Source organism: Streptococcus mitis, from assembly GCF_946190065.1.
Lineage (GTDB): Bacteria > Bacillota > Bacilli > Lactobacillales > Streptococcaceae > Streptococcus > Streptococcus mitis_DE.
The window spans coordinates 26406-40652 of the sequence record NZ_CAMHZD010000014.1 but is presented as its reverse complement, the minus strand read 5'-3'; the positions used below and the strand labels follow the sequence as shown (position 1 = coordinate 40652).

General features: G+C 41.5%; 19 protein-coding genes. All 19 read right to left on the bottom strand.

Annotated features, from left to right (window positions below):
* Nucleotides 1–281: 281 nt before the first annotated feature.
* Nucleotides 282–677 (bottom strand): helix-hairpin-helix domain-containing protein, encoded by a 396-nt coding sequence (locus OCF96_RS07270; RefSeq protein WP_049515944.1) that lies wholly within the window; start codon nucleotides 675–677, stop codon nucleotides 282–284.
* 95 nt (nucleotides 678–772) lie between these two features.
* Nucleotides 773–1027: a DUF1912 family protein gene (locus OCF96_RS07265; RefSeq protein WP_000119706.1), complete on the bottom strand. Its 255-nt coding sequence runs from the start codon at nucleotides 1025–1027 to the stop codon at nucleotides 773–775.
* 9 nt (nucleotides 1028–1036) lie between these two features.
* Nucleotides 1037–2371 (bottom strand): DUF438 domain-containing protein, encoded by a 1335-nt coding sequence (locus OCF96_RS07260; RefSeq protein WP_261446814.1) that lies wholly within the window; start codon nucleotides 2369–2371, stop codon nucleotides 1037–1039.
* Nucleotides 2371–2604 (bottom strand): DUF1858 domain-containing protein, encoded by a 234-nt coding sequence (locus OCF96_RS07255; protein WP_261446813.1) that lies wholly within the window; start codon nucleotides 2602–2604, stop codon nucleotides 2371–2373. The genes OCF96_RS07260 and OCF96_RS07255 overlap by 1 nt, the downstream gene beginning before the upstream one ends.
* 265 nt (nucleotides 2605–2869) lie before the next feature.
* Complete coding sequence (locus OCF96_RS07250; protein WP_000522924.1) at nucleotides 2870–3052, bottom strand: hypothetical protein; 183 nt, start codon at nucleotides 3050–3052, stop codon at nucleotides 2870–2872.
* A gap of 214 nt (nucleotides 3053–3266) precedes the next feature.
* The gene (gene rbfA / locus OCF96_RS07245) at nucleotides 3267–3617 is read right to left on the bottom strand and encodes a 30S ribosome-binding factor RbfA (protein WP_001273601.1); all 351 of its coding nucleotides are present in this window, start codon (nucleotides 3615–3617) and stop codon (nucleotides 3267–3269) included.
* A gap of 256 nt (nucleotides 3618–3873) precedes the next feature.
* Nucleotides 3874–6675, bottom strand: a complete 2802-nt coding sequence (gene infB / locus OCF96_RS07240) for a translation initiation factor IF-2 (RefSeq protein WP_261446812.1) — start codon at nucleotides 6673–6675, stop codon at nucleotides 3874–3876.
* A gap of 16 nt (nucleotides 6676–6691) precedes the next feature.
* Nucleotides 6692–6991, bottom strand: coding sequence for a YlxQ-related RNA-binding protein (locus OCF96_RS07235; protein WP_001041390.1), 300 nt, complete (start codon nucleotides 6989–6991; stop codon nucleotides 6692–6694).
* Nucleotides 6984–7277 carry an RNase P modulator RnpM gene (gene rnpM / locus OCF96_RS07230; protein ID WP_261047396.1) on the bottom strand — a complete coding sequence of 98 codons (294 nt, stop codon included), beginning with the start codon at nucleotides 7275–7277 and terminating at the stop codon, nucleotides 6984–6986. Before rnpM ends, OCF96_RS07235 begins: the two co-directional genes overlap by 8 nt.
* A gap of 21 nt (nucleotides 7278–7298) precedes the next feature.
* A complete protein-coding gene (gene nusA, locus OCF96_RS07225; protein ID WP_000032285.1) occupies nucleotides 7299–8435 on the bottom strand; it encodes a transcription termination factor NusA in 1137 nt (378 codons plus the stop codon).
* Nucleotides 8436–8478: 43 nt separating this feature from the next.
* A complete protein-coding gene (rimP, locus tag OCF96_RS07220; protein ID WP_055386898.1) occupies nucleotides 8479–8958 on the bottom strand; it encodes a ribosome maturation factor RimP in 480 nt (159 codons plus the stop codon).
* Nucleotides 8959–9097: 139 nt separating this feature from the next.
* The gene (locus tag OCF96_RS07215; RefSeq protein WP_261446811.1) at nucleotides 9098–10267 is read right to left on the bottom strand and encodes a glycoside hydrolase family 3 protein; all 1170 of its coding nucleotides are present in this window, start codon (nucleotides 10265–10267) and stop codon (nucleotides 9098–9100) included.
* 172 nt (nucleotides 10268–10439) lie between these two features.
* Entirely contained in the window at nucleotides 10440–11075 is a 636-nt protein-coding gene (trmB, locus tag OCF96_RS07210) for a tRNA (guanosine(46)-N7)-methyltransferase TrmB (RefSeq protein ID WP_153224279.1), read from the bottom strand.
* Entirely contained in the window at nucleotides 11072–11866 is a 795-nt protein-coding gene (gene ccrZ, locus OCF96_RS07205; protein ID WP_000362999.1) for a cell cycle regulator CcrZ, read from the bottom strand. The genes trmB and ccrZ overlap by 4 nt, the downstream gene beginning before the upstream one ends.
* 161 nt (nucleotides 11867–12027) lie before the next feature.
* Nucleotides 12028–12639, bottom strand: coding sequence for a CPBP family intramembrane glutamic endopeptidase (locus OCF96_RS07200; RefSeq protein ID WP_261446810.1), 612 nt, complete (start codon nucleotides 12637–12639; stop codon nucleotides 12028–12030).
* Between the two features lie 26 nt (nucleotides 12640–12665).
* Nucleotides 12666–12914, bottom strand: coding sequence for an immunity protein BlpZ (blpZ, locus tag OCF96_RS07195; RefSeq protein ID WP_261446809.1), 249 nt, complete (start codon nucleotides 12912–12914; stop codon nucleotides 12666–12668).
* A 41-nt stretch (nucleotides 12915–12955) separates the two neighbouring features.
* Nucleotides 12956–13645 (bottom strand): CPBP family intramembrane glutamic endopeptidase, encoded by a 690-nt coding sequence (locus OCF96_RS07190; RefSeq protein ID WP_261446808.1) that lies wholly within the window; start codon nucleotides 13643–13645, stop codon nucleotides 12956–12958.
* Between the two features lie 28 nt (nucleotides 13646–13673).
* Nucleotides 13674–13994, bottom strand: coding sequence for a hypothetical protein (locus OCF96_RS07185; RefSeq protein ID WP_000645118.1), 321 nt, complete (start codon nucleotides 13992–13994; stop codon nucleotides 13674–13676).
* A 14-nt stretch (nucleotides 13995–14008) separates the two neighbouring features.
* On the bottom strand, nucleotides 14009–14236 hold the full coding sequence (locus OCF96_RS07180; RefSeq protein WP_261446807.1) for a Blp family class II bacteriocin: 228 nt from the start codon (nucleotides 14234–14236) through the stop codon (nucleotides 14009–14011).
* Nucleotides 14237–14247 lie beyond the last annotated feature (11 nt).

Genomic DNA, 14247 nt, shown 5'->3' with positions numbered 1-14247 from the left:
ACAACCTCCTTTGCCTAAGACACAAAAAATCGCCCCTGCCATCTACGTGACAGGGACGAATGTGTTTATCCGCGGTACCACCCAATTTCGGGCCAAGCCCGCAACTCTCGTCTTTAAAATAAAAAGACACTTTTATTTCAATTTTTCATCCATTAGCAACTAGTTTTGACACATTTGTGGACTTCTCAGCACCGCCACTTTCTGTAAAACGTGGGATTCAAAACACCTCTAATGGCTCTATTGTAGCAAGATTTTGACGGAAATGCAAGGCACAAGAAATATTACTTGAACTTGATGCCGTTTTCTTTCAATTTCTTGATGGTAGCTGGGCCGATTCCTTTCAAGGCAAGGAGTTCTTTTTCAGTCCAGTTTTTGAAATCTGAAGCAGACTTAATTCCTTCATCATAGAAAGTTTTGGCACGGTCAAGTGGAAGTCCACCCAAGTTTGCTGCAAAATCTTCTACAGAATTGGCTACTTTTTGAGCTTGCTCTTTGGTAGCTTCTACTGCTTGTTCAACTTTTTTAGAAACAGCCTTACCAGCTTGGCTTGCTGACTGTTCTGCACGTTTTACGACTTTTTTTGTCTCTTCTACAACCTTAGTCACAGTATTTGAAAAGGCACCTGCACGACGGAGGCTATTTCGTAATTGTTTTTTACGATTGAGTTTCTTTGACATGATAAAATCCTTTCAATAAAAAATCCCTGCTCTGACAAGGATTTAATATAAATATTCTATCAAGATTTTAGTAAAAAATCAAGAATCTTTCTCGTTTAATAATTTCGCTCACCAAACAAGCCATCTGGCAAATCATGGAATCCCTTGCCTGCCTTGAAGTTTTCAAACTTACCAAGCAAGAACTGATAAGCATCCAAGCGACTTTCGTATCGAATCATGGCATCTTTGGCACGCTCATCTTGGTCTTCTTCATAGACTTTTTGGCTTTCCTTGTGCGCCATGTCGTTAATCATAATCTGGGTATTGACCCAGGCTTCAAATTCCTTCATAAATTCTTGTTCGTAACTCATTTTTTCTCCTTATTCTAATCCACGGAAATAGTCCGTGTCAATCTCACGGTAGGGCTGGATATCCTGAACGTATTCCAACACACCTTGGAATTCTCCCTCTTCATCGTGCACTGCTGCGTAAGTGATGTGGACAAATTTACCTCGCGACTCAGACTTGAACCACATTTCATACTTGTCCTTGATTCCCTCACGAAGTCCCTTCATGATGGTCTTGACCTTATCCAAGTACTTAGGCGGATGGCAGAGTTCGACATTGCGCCCAACTTGAGACGGTGTTCGTTTGAAAATCATCTCATCAGCTGGCGTATTGTCATTGTAATACTGGAAAATATCGTCTTTATTGACAAAAGTAATCTCCATAGGGAGGTGATTGAGGATGAGATTGGCCTGCTCGACCGAGAGATAGCCATTGCCAAAAGCCTGTTGACTATGACGGTCCAGCACTGCTCCCTTTTCCTTAGGGGTAAAGGTAATGGTGAACTGGCCTTCTGGTGTATCTATGACTTGTTGAACCTGGCCTTCTGCCGTATCTAACTGTACAGTCTCCTCTGCAATCTTTTCCTCAACAAAACTCTGTCTTTCTGGCACCCATTTTTCAGACGGACGAATGATGGCATAACCATAGGCGTCACTCTCCTCCGCAATCTGAAGCCAGTCATCCTGAGTAAAGGATTCAAGGAGAATCATGAGAAGGATGGACTCTTCCTTGAAAATCATACTTTCAAACTCTGTCGCAAAAGATTCAAAAGCTTCCTTTACAGTGGAAATCGACACTTCTGGCAATGACTTGGCTGTCGCTAAAGCTGTTTGAAATAGTTCCCTAATCTGGTCATCCACTCCCCACATAACTTTTGGAGGTGAATCGTGTCCATAGCGCTCCATGATAGGAAAGAAGAGTTCTTCCTTACGTTGGTAATGGATATCAAATTGACCCACAAGTCCCATCTGACGGATCAAACCCTTACGCATCTCCGAAAGCATTTCCTCGTCTTCCATAGACTCATAGGTATCTAACAACCTCCGAATGCGAATTAAAGCTGCACGGAGAGCCAGATTTTCTTCCTTGAAGACCCGAACGGGGTGGCCTGGATGCTCAGTATCTGCAACTTCGACACCCTTAACAGCATTTTTAAAAAGATTGGCATGGACATCACAGAGTTCCATAACATCTTCAAAGGTGACACCTGAGTCTGAGTTCATCAGCTCGTGCTCCATAAGAGAAATCTCGATGGCCGAAACACCTGTAAAGGTCGCATCAAAGCGCTCCTGAACTGATTCAGGAGAGGCGCCATTATGCAATTCTAACAAAATATCCCGTAGGATATGAATCCGTTCATCTGCCATTAGTCTAATCCAATCACTTCATAGCCGTTCGCTTCTAGTGTGCGGACAATCTTGTCCATAGGAGTTCCTTCAAGCTTAGAACCCTGTTTGAGCGATACTTTGCGACCGACTGTGTTGCGCATCAAGGAATTAGCAAGTGGTTTAAAACCAAGCTCCACTAGGATTTCCAAGACTTCTGGATGCTTATCCACCACTTCTGCAACAGGAATTGACACATCGATGATATTGTCCATGACGACCTCCATTGAATATTCTAAAATGATTTTACTGCTTATATTATACCATATGGAAAGAGATTAAAAAACTAGCAGTACAAGACTTGCTAGTTCTCTGCGACTTGGATTACGGACTAAATAAGTTTAAAGAACCAATCCAATATTTTAAATAATAGCTTGTATAACAGCAATTGGACTGCAAAAGAGATGATCATCCAAAAGAATTTCACAATCCCAAAAATTGGTTTGATAAAAATAATGGCAAGAAGACCCAAAAAAAATTTCATTCTCTCTCCTCTGGCTTAATGAGCCACCGAGCCGTATCCATTAACTTGTCTGCAATAAAGAGTTTCCCTAGACCGACAACGACATTATCATCTTTCTTTATCGTTTTCATCACTTTTACACCTTGCATGGTTAAAAAGTAATTCCCGTAAGTTTTAGCTAGAATTTTTATGAGTCCCATCTTATCTTCCCTCGTTTAACTACAGTCTCAAAATATTAACGATACCAGTCTTGCTGGCTATTACTGAAAAATCGTTTTATCTCACTCTTTTCATTTCCTATAATATCATACAAGCTAAATTTTATAAAGCTTTTTAATAATTTTTAAGTATAGAAAGATTCCTCAGTATGTTTTGTAGCCATTTCCCCACTAAAAAAGAGGGTTGCCCCTCTTCTTAGTTCTTATCCAGATTGCGTAGCATTTCGTCAATCTTGTTTCCATATTCGATAGATTCATCTTTGACGAAGGTCAAATCTGGGATTTTGTACAATTTCAAATTGCGACCAAGTTCACGTTTGATAGTACCAGTTGCTTTTTCAAGACCGATTTGGGCTTTTTGATTATCTGAAGCAAGGTTACTCAAAATGGTGTAGTAAACCTTGGCAACAGACAAGTCCCCCAGCATCTGAACATCTGTGATGGTCACGCCTTGGACACGCGGATCACGGACTTTCTTTTGCAAAATCTCATTGACTTCACGCTTGATTTCCATGCCCACACGATCCGTACGGAAATGATTTGCCATGATATTCCTTTCTCTACTTTGAACCAAAAGCTAGGCCAGCAGACCTAGCTATTTTTAAACCTATTGATTCTCATTTCAAATTGAAACGAAGTTCAATTTGAAATCATCCGCTTCTTTCGCTGTGGTGAAAGTGATGGAACTGATTTATCAGTCCCATCACAGGGGATTTTTGAGACCCTAGGCTTCAAAAATAAGCAATGAAACCATCGGTTTGCTTGCGTCCCTCACCAGCTAAGAAAGGAGCAAAAATCTTATCTTAACGTTTGATTTCTTCCATAACATAAGCCTCAATCACATCATCAGTCTTGATGTCATTGTAGCCATCGATCATCAATCCACCTTCACGACCGTTTGTAACTTCTTTGACGTCGTCTTTGTAGTGTTTCAAGCTTGCAAGTTCACCATCATAGATAACGACACCGTCACGGATAACACGGACTTTAGAGTCACGGGTAACCTTACCGTTGATAACCATGAATCCACCGATAGTTCCCACTTTAGACACCTTGAAGGTTTCACGAATAACTGCTTCACCGATAACTTTTTCTTCGAATTCTGGATCAAGCATCCCTTTCATAGCTTCTTCCATCTCTTCGATAACCTTATAGATAATGCTGTGGAGACGGATTTCAACATCGTCAGCTTCTGCTTGTTGACGTGCTTGTGGTGTAGGGCGTACGTTGAAACCAACGATAAAGGCATTTGAAGCCTCGGCAAGGGTCACGTCAGATTCATTAATTGCACCAACTGCCGAGTGGACGATGGTAACTTTGACACCTTCTACGTCGATCTTTTGAAGTGAGGCAGAAAGGGCTTCAACAGAACCTTGTACGTCGGCCTTGATGATAACATTAACTGATTTGAGTTCACCAGCTTTAAGCGTATCAAAGAGGTTTTCAAGGCTGACACGTTGGGTAGCTTGACGTTGTTTCATAAGGGCACGTTTGGCACGCTCTTCACCTGCTGCACGCGCAGATTTTTCATCCTCGTAAACAGCAAAGTGGTCACCCGCCATTGGCGCTTCATTCAAACCTGTAATAGAAACTGGTGTTGATGGTCCAGCAACTTTAACACGACGACCAAGGTCATTGGTCATAGCACGGACACGCCCGAAGGTATTTCCGACAACGATTGGGTCTTGAACATTCAAGGTACCTTGTTGAACAAGAAGGGTTGCGACCGCACCTTTTCCTTTATCCAAGCGTGCTTCGATAACTGTACCGATCGCACGAACTGTTGGGTCTGCCTTAAGCTCTTGGATTTCAGCCACAAGAAGGACTGTTTCCAACAATTCTTCGATGTTTTGATTGAATTTAGCTGAGATTTCAACAAATTCAGAATCTCCACCCCAAGCAGTTGACATAACCCCATGTTCTGCCAATTCACCGATAACGCGTTCTGGGTTGGCACCTGGTTTATCAATCTTGTTAATGGCTACGATGATTGGAACGTTGGCCGCTTTTGAGTGGTTGATGGCTTCGATAGTCTGAGGCATAACCCCGTCATCTGCCGCTACGACCAAGATAGTAATATCGGTAACAGATGCACCACGCGCACGCATAGATGTAAAGGCCGCGTGTCCTGGTGTATCAAGGAAGGTAATCTTCTTACCATTTTCCACAATTTGGTAGGCACCGATATGCTGAGTGATACCACCTGCTTCACCTGTCGCAACACGAGAGTTACGAAGGGTATCTAAGAGTGTTGTTTTACCATGGTCAACGTGTCCCATGATAGTTACAACTGGTGGACGCTCAACCAATTCATCTTCATTGAGATAACCATCTTCGACAAAGAAACGTTCGATGTCGGCATTATCCACTTCAACTTTTTGTTTGGCTTCGATACCATAATCCACCATGAGGAGTTCAATTGTTTCCCCATCCAAGGATTGGTTTTGTGTGGCCATGACACCCATCATGAAAAGTTTCTTAACGATTTCAGCTGGTTCACGTTTGATACGTTTTGCGATTTCCGCAACGGTCATACCATCTGTATATTCAAATTCTGTTGGCAATTCATGGAATTTACGTTCTGTAACAGGTTTTGGAGCCTGATTACGGTTGTTCTTGTTATTGCCTTTTTTGTTCTTCTTGTTATTATTCCAGTTACTATTCTTTTGATTTCTCACTTGATTTTGACTACTTCGATTCTTTTGTTGTTTTCTAGGACCATCTTCTTCGCGATCGTAATCATCGCGTTCTTTGTCTGGTCGGGCTTGCTTCTTACGACGTGTATCCACTGCAGGTTCTTTTTTCTCAGGGACGACTTCAACCACTGCTTGAACTTGCTGTGCTTGTTGCGCTTGTTCAGCTAACTTAGCCACTTCTTCAAAGATTTCCTCTGGCTCCTTGCGTTTGTTAGCTTGGGCTAAGGCTTCTTTGGCAGCCTGAGTCTGTTTGAAACGTTCCTCACTTGAACGGGCGTACTCTGCATTTTGCTCTGCTTTGAGGGCTGCTGCACGGGCTTTAAAGTCAATACGTGGAGCCGCTTGATTTGGACGTTTGTCCTCTTGTTGACGGCGCTCATTTCCACGATTTTGCTGACCTTGCTGTTTCTTAGCTTGGTCATTAAAGCGACGATTGTCGCGGTTGCCTTGACCAGGTTTACCACCATTACGGCCGTCATTTTTCTGACGGTTTCCGTTTTGTTGTTGGTCACGGTTATTGCCCTTATTTTGCTTGCGTCGTTCTGCCTGCTCTTTGGCACGGGCTTCACGCTCAGCCTTGAAATTACGGCTTTGCGGCTTAGCTGCTACTTTTTCTGTCTTCGGAGCAACTTGCTCAGCAGGTTTTGCCTCTTCCTTAACTACAGCTGGTTTAGCTGGTTCAGATTTTTCGGCTTTCTTTTCTGCACTTGCTTTTGGTGCTGCAGGTTTTGCTTCTGCTTTCGGAGCAGCTGCAGGCTTAAAGCTGGCAGCGATTTTTGCAGCGACAGCTTCTTCCACACTTGATGAGTGGCTTTTCACATCCAAGCCCAACTCTTTTGCACGCGCTACAACTTCTTTACTTTCTTTTCCAAGTTCTTTTGCGATTTCGTACAATCTTTTCTTAGACAAATCATGTCCTCCTCTTCTATTCCATAAGAGACCTCATTTTCTTTGTAAATCCAGCATCTGTTACAGCCAAAACCTTTCTCGATTTTCCGACTGCTATGCTTAATTCCAGTGTTGAAAACACGGTTACAATTTCTACTTGATAATAATGACTTTTATCTTGAATCTTCTTGGTTAGATTGGGTCCAGCATCATGGGCTAGAAAGACCAACTTGGCCTTGCCGTCTTGAATGGCCTTGACGACCAACTCTTCACCCGATATGATCCGCCCTGCTCGCTGAGCGAGTCCCAAGAGATTACTTATCTTTTGCTTATTCAAGTCCTAACTCTCTTCTTTTCACTTTGTGATCCACATAAGCGATCAACTCGTCATAAAAGTTTTCATCCACTTCCATGTTAAAGCTGCGGTTAAAGACCTTCTTCTTTTTCGCCTCTAAGGCTTCTGCATTGTCTAGCTTGATATAAGCGCCGCGGCCATTGGCCTTGCCTGTCGGATCGATAAAGACTTGTCCTTCCTTATTTTTGACAATGCGGAGCAAATCACGCTTATCAATCACTTCATTGGACACAACAGACTTGCGCAAAGGGATTTTTCTCGTTTTCATCTTTCCCTCCTCTAGCAGCTTTTACTCTTCAACAGTATCGTTTTCTGCTTCCAAATCTACCGAACCAGCTTCTTCCATGGCTTCAAATTCGCTAGCAGACTTGATATCGATACGGTAACCAGTCAAGTGAGCTGCCAAGCGAACGTTTTGTCCACGACGACCAATGGCAAGAGAAAGCTTGTTATCAGGAACAACCACCAAGGCACGTTTGCTGTCGTTTTCGTCAAAGATAACTTGGTCAACTTCAGCAGGGGCAATGGCATTGTAGATAAATTCAGCTGGATCTGCTACCCACTCGATAACGTCGATATTTTCTTCGATTGGCACCATACGGTCGCTCTTGGCATCGTAGCGAGCTGGGTGGAATTTGCTAGTAATCTTCTTGATATTAGCCCCACCACGTCCAACGATTGTACCGATAGCATCTACGTTTGGATTATGACTGCGAACTGCAACCTTAGTACGGTCACCAGCTTCACGAGCCACGCTCATGATTTCAACAGTTCCATCATAAACTTCTGGAATTTCTTGCTCCATCAAGCGTTTGATCATTTCTGGATGGCTACGGCTAACAAAGACGTTGACACCGCGAGGGTTGTCTTCAACCTTGTAGACATACACTTCAATACGATCATGAGAAGCAAAAACTTCTCCAGGAATTTGGTCTTGTTTTGACAATTGGGCTTCGATGCTGCCAAGGTTGACATAGATGAAGCGGTTGTCAAAGCGTTCTACTGTACCAGACATGATTTCTTGCTCATGTTCTTTGTAAGTATTGTAAGTGATGGCACGTGTTTGCTTGCGCATTTTTTCCATGATGGTTTGTTTGGCAGATTGGGCTGCTACACGACCAAACTCAGCAGGTGCTTCTTCAAACTTGATCTTATCTCCAAGTTCATAGGCTGAATTAATGGCAAGAGCATCTTTCAAGCTGATTTCCAAACGGCTATCAAATACTTCATCAACAACTTCACGGACAGTATAAACTGTAAAGTCACCTGTTTTTTCGTTAAAGTCAATAGCTACGCTGTCTGATTGACCATAGCGTCTGCGATAAGCGGAACGAAGCGACTCTACTACTGCGTCGATGATATCTTCTTTTTTGATTCCCTTGTCTTCTTCCAAAATGCGGAAGGCCTCTAGCATTTCTTTACTCATGTTTTCTTCACTTTTGAATCCTCAAAAGCTATCCTTTCTTTTTCTATAATTTAACTGCTAAACGTGCTTTTGATACTAAACTGTATGGAATTTGGACAGTTTTCTTACGCGTCTTGTCCATATATTCCATGGTCAACTCGTCCTCTTCGAAAGCCAACAAGGTTCCTTCAAAGACCTTTTGCTTATCGATGGCTTGGTAGAGCCCGACATGGATGTATTTCCCAACCGCTCCAGCGACGGCATCCTTGGTTTTCAAAGGACGTTCCAAGCCTGGACTGGTGATTTCTAGGAAATATTGTTCTGGGAAGGGATCTGGCTTGATGGTGTCTAGGACAGGACTGATAATTTCTGTCAAGTCTGCCGTGTCGTTCAAGGTAATTCCTTCAGGTTTATCTACAAAAATACTGAGAATCATGTCACTGCCAATCTTTCCATACTCGATATCCACGAGTTCGAAAGGTGATTGAATGACAGGTTCTACAACTTCTCTGACTAATTCTACGATTGTTGCGATTGCGTCCACCTCCTCATAAGCAAGAGGCGAAGATATTTCCCCGCCTCACTTTTCATATTCTTGTTACAAGTATAACACAAATCAAGCTAACCTGCAAGGATTTGACCTTGAAGCTTTTTGTCTGAACTTACAAGACTACACTTTTCTTTTACTGCGCCTCTTCTAATAAGCCCAAGTCGTATTTCCAAGTTAAAATACGTCTGACAGACTCATCAATACGTTCTTCTGTCAACTCTCCAGAGGAAATTTTCTTTAATAGATAAGGGATCTGGGTTTGATAGGATGACCCTAGAATCAGGTCATTTCCAGCTACAATCACTTGAAAAGCAGCTTCGTCTTGACTGACAAAATCGGCTATGCCTGCCATATCAAAATCATCCGTCATAATGACACCTTTGAAATGCAATTCATTTCGAAGAAGATCCGTGATTTTTGGGGAGATGGATGACGGCACTGTATCGATTTTAGATAGGATATTGTGAGAGACTAAGACACTATCCGCCCCTGCATCTATCCCAGCTTGAAAAGGAAGAAAATCGGCTTGTCTTAATTCATCCAGAGAACGGTTGTCTTGGATAATAGCGGTATGACTATCTCCATTATCGCCATATCCTGGAAAATGTTTCAAGGTTGACCCAACCTTACTCTTTTTAAGTTCTTCTACGACCTCCTGAACATAGCTTGCAGTTGTTGGGGCATCTTGTCCAATCGTTCGATCATAGATAAAAGCAGATTGATCCCTTGCAAGATCTGCAACCGGGAAAAGTCCAGCATTGATCCCAACAGATTTTAGTAGTTCTGCCTTTTGCTTCGTATCAGAAATCACCGCCTCCATTCCCCCTTGCTGATAAAGTGTCATAGGAGATTGGAAAGGAGTTTCTAAAATCGAACTGATACGAGTCACTGGCCCCCCTTCTTCATCTGAACCAATCAATAAAGGAATCTTTGCAGCAGCTTGGTAGCCCTTTGTCAAAGCCTTTATATCCTCTATGCTTCGTCCCTCAAAATCTCTTCCAAATAAGATATAACCAGACAAATGATAGGATTGGAGATCTTCTATCTGATGATCAGAAGGAACTCTGGCCCAAAATAATTGTCCCACTTTCTCTTCCAAGGTCATCGTGGCTAATCTGTCTTCGATAACCTTATTTTCCTCAACTTCACTGGTTTCAATAGTTGTCTCAGTTTTTTCTACTTGTACCTCTTTTTCTGCCTGCACCCCTACTTGTCTATGTTGTTGATAATCTGAAAAAATTAAACCACCTATGACAAGGATAAAGAACAGATAGAATGTAAGAGGATTTATACTATTTCTCATAACCTTTTCATTATACCACTTATCCGGCCGCAAATACACACTTAGCAAAAACTACCTGTTTGAAAATTAAACTAAAAGGACCTAATTCTGAGCAATACAGAACTAAATCCTTGGAATATATGATTTGTTTATCTTTTTGAATGCGAAACAGTTTTTTTGAAATCTCTTTAGATTAAAACTGAGCCTCAACTCGGTAGATAACTTGCCCCTTGTTGGAGAATTTTTGCTCGTATTCTGTCATGACATTGCCTTCAAAATCACTGGCATGTAAATCAAGCCAAACACCATTGAGCTTCATGCCATACTGAGAAAAGCTCACTAGGCTGTACTCAAACAAGCCACGGTTATCCGTCTTGAAATGAATTTCTCCATTTTCAGGCAAGATACGCTTGAAGGTATCCAAGAAGGTCTTGTAAGTCAAACGACGCTTTTCATGGCGTTTTTTAGGCCATGGATCTGAAAAGTTCAGATACAAGCGATTAATCTCACCGTCTTCAAAGTAGTCAGTCAAGTCAGAACCATCTACCCACAAGAGCTTAATGTTAGGCACTCCAACTTCAAGCACCTTGTCCAAAGCGTAGCTCAAAACAGACTTTTGAATATCAATCCCGATATAATTGATGTCCGGATTTTGTTTGGCCATACCTGAAACAAAGGCACCCTTTCCACTTCCAACTTCCACATGAATGGGATTATCATTGCCAAACAAGTCCCGCCATTTCCCCTTGGCTTCTAAGGGATTGAGGACTACATACTGGGGATTTGCCTCTAGTAATTCTGTCGCCCCTTTACGATTTCTAACTCTCATCTTCTCTTTCCATACTTGTCTCGGAAGTGACGCAGGCCATGAATCTCCCGATTGACATTTTCTAAATCTTGGTTCATATAATACTTGGAAATCTGGCTCAAGTAAGACAATTGACCGTACCAATACAATTTATTTAATACCGTCTGATTGTACTTGTAACCGTAGTAGGTCAACCATTCCTTCCACTGATGCTCTGGAATATAATGGCAGAGCATATGGGCCACATCAAACATGCGGTCGGTCAAGCGAACCGAATCCCAATCTACCAAATAAATCAAGCCACTATCTGTCTCAATCCAATTACTATGTCGTACATCTCCATGGACAATGGTCGCATGGTCCTCTCTAAATCCTGGAATAGTCTGACGTAAATCAGCCATCACTTCACTGATAAAATGATTTTTACGCAAAGCATCTGGAGCCGTTTCCTGCCAAGACTGTAGTAAATCTACAGGTGTTTCCATGGCATATCCCAAACGACTCAACTGTGTCATCAACGGACGTGAGCGATGCAGGCGGGTTAAAATATTGACGATTTGCTTACGATTCATATCATAGGGGGTCAATATCTTGCCTGTCAACCATTCTTGAGCACACATATCACGCCCATCTGCCAAACGGCGACTCCATAATAATTGTGGAGCAATTTGTTCTCTAGCTAGTCCAGGTAGGATTGGAGAGGTGTTCATTTTTACAAAGATACGCTTCCCATCAGGATAGCTACCCATATAAGCCTTGCCACTTTTCCCAGGTATGGGAGTCAGTGTTAGCTCATTATCACCCAAATCCATTTCTTTCCTCCGTATAAAGTTTCCTTACTATTCTACTAGTTTTTGGCCTATTCGTCAACCGCTCCAGACCTGATTCTCAAAGAAAAGCCTCTGGATTGGCTTGGGTATCATTATAGAAAGAAAAAGGCAAGCACCGTCTTCTGCTTACCTTTTCATGATTTTTATAAATAATATAAGAGTGGCCAAGCATTGTAAAACATGTGAACTAGAGTAGAAACCCATAGGTTTTGGCTCTTTTTATAAGCAAAGCCCAGCAACAAGCCCCCAAGTAGATAAAAAATAAACGAAGGGACATTAGAAGGTCCATGCATGAAAGAAAAGAGAGAGGAAGTTAGTACAAGCCCTAACCAAGAGTTGTCAAAAACCGCACCTTGAAGAAGTCCTCTAAAAATGAGTTCCTCCTGGATGGGTCCAAAAACTGAGGAAGTCAAAATCAAAGACAGAGAAATTCCTCTGCTGACTTCCGCCAAATGTTGAACTCCTGCGCCAGAAGAAATAGCGAAGAAATGAATATAAACCAGCGTCTCAAGCACACTTAGAAGAAAGATTGTAATGAAAAGCAAAATGTCTTTCTTCCTTAACATCCCAAAAGAAATCATTTCAAACTTTCTAGCATAAGTAACACTCAGCGAGGTTACAAGAAGACTTACAATAATCAATTCAGATTCATTTTGAAAAAAATCCCCGTGGTTAATCGTATAAGGAACTGTAATGACGATTAGTAGTACTAAAAATCCAAAACACAAGGCATGAAATTTATCAAAAAACTCCATAAAACTATCCTCCTCAACAAACTCCCCTACAACTCATCCTTTAACTCTAGCCTTTCCAAAACAAACCATTTTAGCAACCAAAATCCGACCACATAGCCAGCCCCTATGAATATAGCCATAAAAGCTAGCATGGGATTCAGAAAATAAAAAATCACAACAGATACAAAGGTTAGCACAAAAACATTAAAGGCAATGGTGTCAGAAGCCAAGACTAGAATATAGGGTGTCAACCAGTCTAAGGTTTTTGAATCTAGGAAAAATAAGTGTTTATACATGATGACCTCCTCTATGGCTGAAAAGCAAACCTTTTGTTTTTTTACCCCAAGACTCTATGTAGAAAAGTGAGCAAAAATGGTAAGTTTGCGATGATATTATTAACAATATGAATCGAATAAGAAGGATAGATACTCTTCGTATAACGTGTTAGACAGGCAAATAGACAACCCACTGCCGTATAGACAAAAATATCTGCGAGACTTGGCAAGCTAGAAAAGTGGGGCAAGGCAAATAAGAATGACGGAAAGAGAAGATCCAGCCCCCATCTCGAATTCTTAAAGAAGGCATGTTGAAGCAGGCCTCTACATACCAATTCTTCCATCAGAGGCCCTAGTACGATTAAAGTTAGGTAAACACCAAACTCCGCAAAATTGGTCTCACTATAGGCAATAAACAAATTCCAACCTTCGTTTGTCCCCTGAACGTGTTTAGCTGTCAGATAGTTAAAGCAGATAAGTACAACAGCGGCTAACACCGTCAGAACAGAATAGCTCAACCACTTTTTCCTAGGGATACAAAAGAGATAAGCATGGCCCGACCTGACCAAAATCCAAACCATCAAGCTGATAAAGAGAAGGCTGATGATGTTTCGAATCCAGATAAGATTTCCTACCCAAGACGAGAACTCCCAATAGTTGCTCCAAAATCGGGTTGTCCAAAACAGTCCGAAAAACAGAAACAAATAAGAAAGAATTGCACTCGCTTTGAAAAGAATAGGATGTTTTTTCATAGCTTTCTCCATTACAATTAAATGATATCTAATCATTTTCTAAAATTTGATAACTTTTGTGAAATGTTTTAGCAGAAACAACTCTATGATTGGTGATATCTATATAATCACCTGGATAACCAAGAACATACATCCCATAACCAGCAAATCCTCCTCCAACTGTTCCAACTAGACCAAACTTGATATTCGTTGCGAGAGAAGTGTTAAGACCTGCCATTAGAATGCGCACATGATTATCCAACCAAACCATATAATTTTTTTGAAAAGCTTCCTCTACCCAACTTGGTTTAGGAGTTGCTTGACCAATTTCCCAAACATCAACAATTTGATTCCCATATTTTGCCTTCATAGCTTCAATCCTTTTTAAATACCATTACATGAGTTGGGAGTTCCCCCTATACCATAAGGACCACATGGTTTTGAAAGATGTATAATAGGCCACTTACCATTTAATTGGTCCAAAGTTGGAGAAAGTGCTAGCCCACCCAATAAACCAGAAATCATATCTCCCCAACCTCCGAAACCTCCTTCAACTTTCGCAAGCATCTCAGTATCCATCATTTCAAATTGTGACATCGTTTTTGTATTCATAACAAAAACTT

Bases quoted from the DNA above. Each gene is read 5' to 3' on its own strand.
- OCF96_RS07270 (WP_049515944.1), bottom strand. From the start codon at position 677: ATGTCAAAGAAACTCAATCGTAAAAAACAATTACGAAATAGCCTCCGT.
- OCF96_RS07180 (WP_261446807.1), bottom strand. From the start codon at position 14,236: ATGAATACAAAAACGATGTCACAATTTGAAATGATGGATACTGAGATG.
- OCF96_RS07250 (WP_000522924.1), bottom strand. From the start codon at position 3,052: ATGGGACTCATAAAAATTCTAGCTAAAACTTACGGGAATTACTTTTTA.
- rnpM (WP_261047396.1), bottom strand. From the start codon at position 7,277: ATGAAAACGAGAAAAATCCCTTTGCGCAAGTCTGTTGTGTCCAATGAA.
- OCF96_RS07265 (WP_000119706.1), bottom strand. From the start codon at position 1,027: ATGAGTTACGAACAAGAATTTATGAAGGAATTTGAAGCCTGGGTCAAT.
- nusA (WP_000032285.1), bottom strand. From the start codon at position 8,435: ATGAGTAAAGAAATGCTAGAGGCCTTCCGCATTTTGGAAGAAGACAAG.
- OCF96_RS07260 (WP_261446814.1), bottom strand. From the start codon at position 2,371: ATGGCAGATGAACGGATTCATATCCTACGGGATATTTTGTTAGAATTG.
- OCF96_RS07200 (WP_261446810.1), bottom strand. From the start codon at position 12,639: ATGGAGTTTTTTGATAAATTTCATGCCTTGTGTTTTGGATTTTTAGTA.
- blpZ (WP_261446809.1), bottom strand. From the start codon at position 12,914: ATGTATAAACACTTATTTTTCCTAGATTCAAAAACCTTAGACTGGTTG.
- rbfA (WP_001273601.1), bottom strand. From the start codon at position 3,617: ATGGCAAATCATTTCCGTACGGATCGTGTGGGCATGGAAATCAAGCGT.
- ccrZ (WP_000362999.1), bottom strand. From the start codon at position 11,866: ATGGATTTGGGTGATAATGAGCTAACACTGACTCCCATACCTGGGAAA.
- OCF96_RS07255 (WP_261446813.1), bottom strand. From the start codon at position 2,604: ATGGACAATATCATCGATGTGTCAATTCCTGTTGCAGAAGTGGTGGAT.
- OCF96_RS07190 (WP_261446808.1), bottom strand. From the start codon at position 13,645: ATGAAAAAACATCCTATTCTTTTCAAAGCGAGTGCAATTCTTTCTTAT.
- OCF96_RS07185 (WP_000645118.1), bottom strand. From the start codon at position 13,994: ATGAAGGCAAAATATGGGAATCAAATTGTTGATGTTTGGGAAATTGGT.
- OCF96_RS07215 (WP_261446811.1), bottom strand. From the start codon at position 10,267: ATGAGAAATAGTATAAATCCTCTTACATTCTATCTGTTCTTTATCCTT.
- trmB (WP_153224279.1), bottom strand. From the start codon at position 11,075: ATGAGAGTTAGAAATCGTAAAGGGGCGACAGAATTACTAGAGGCAAAT.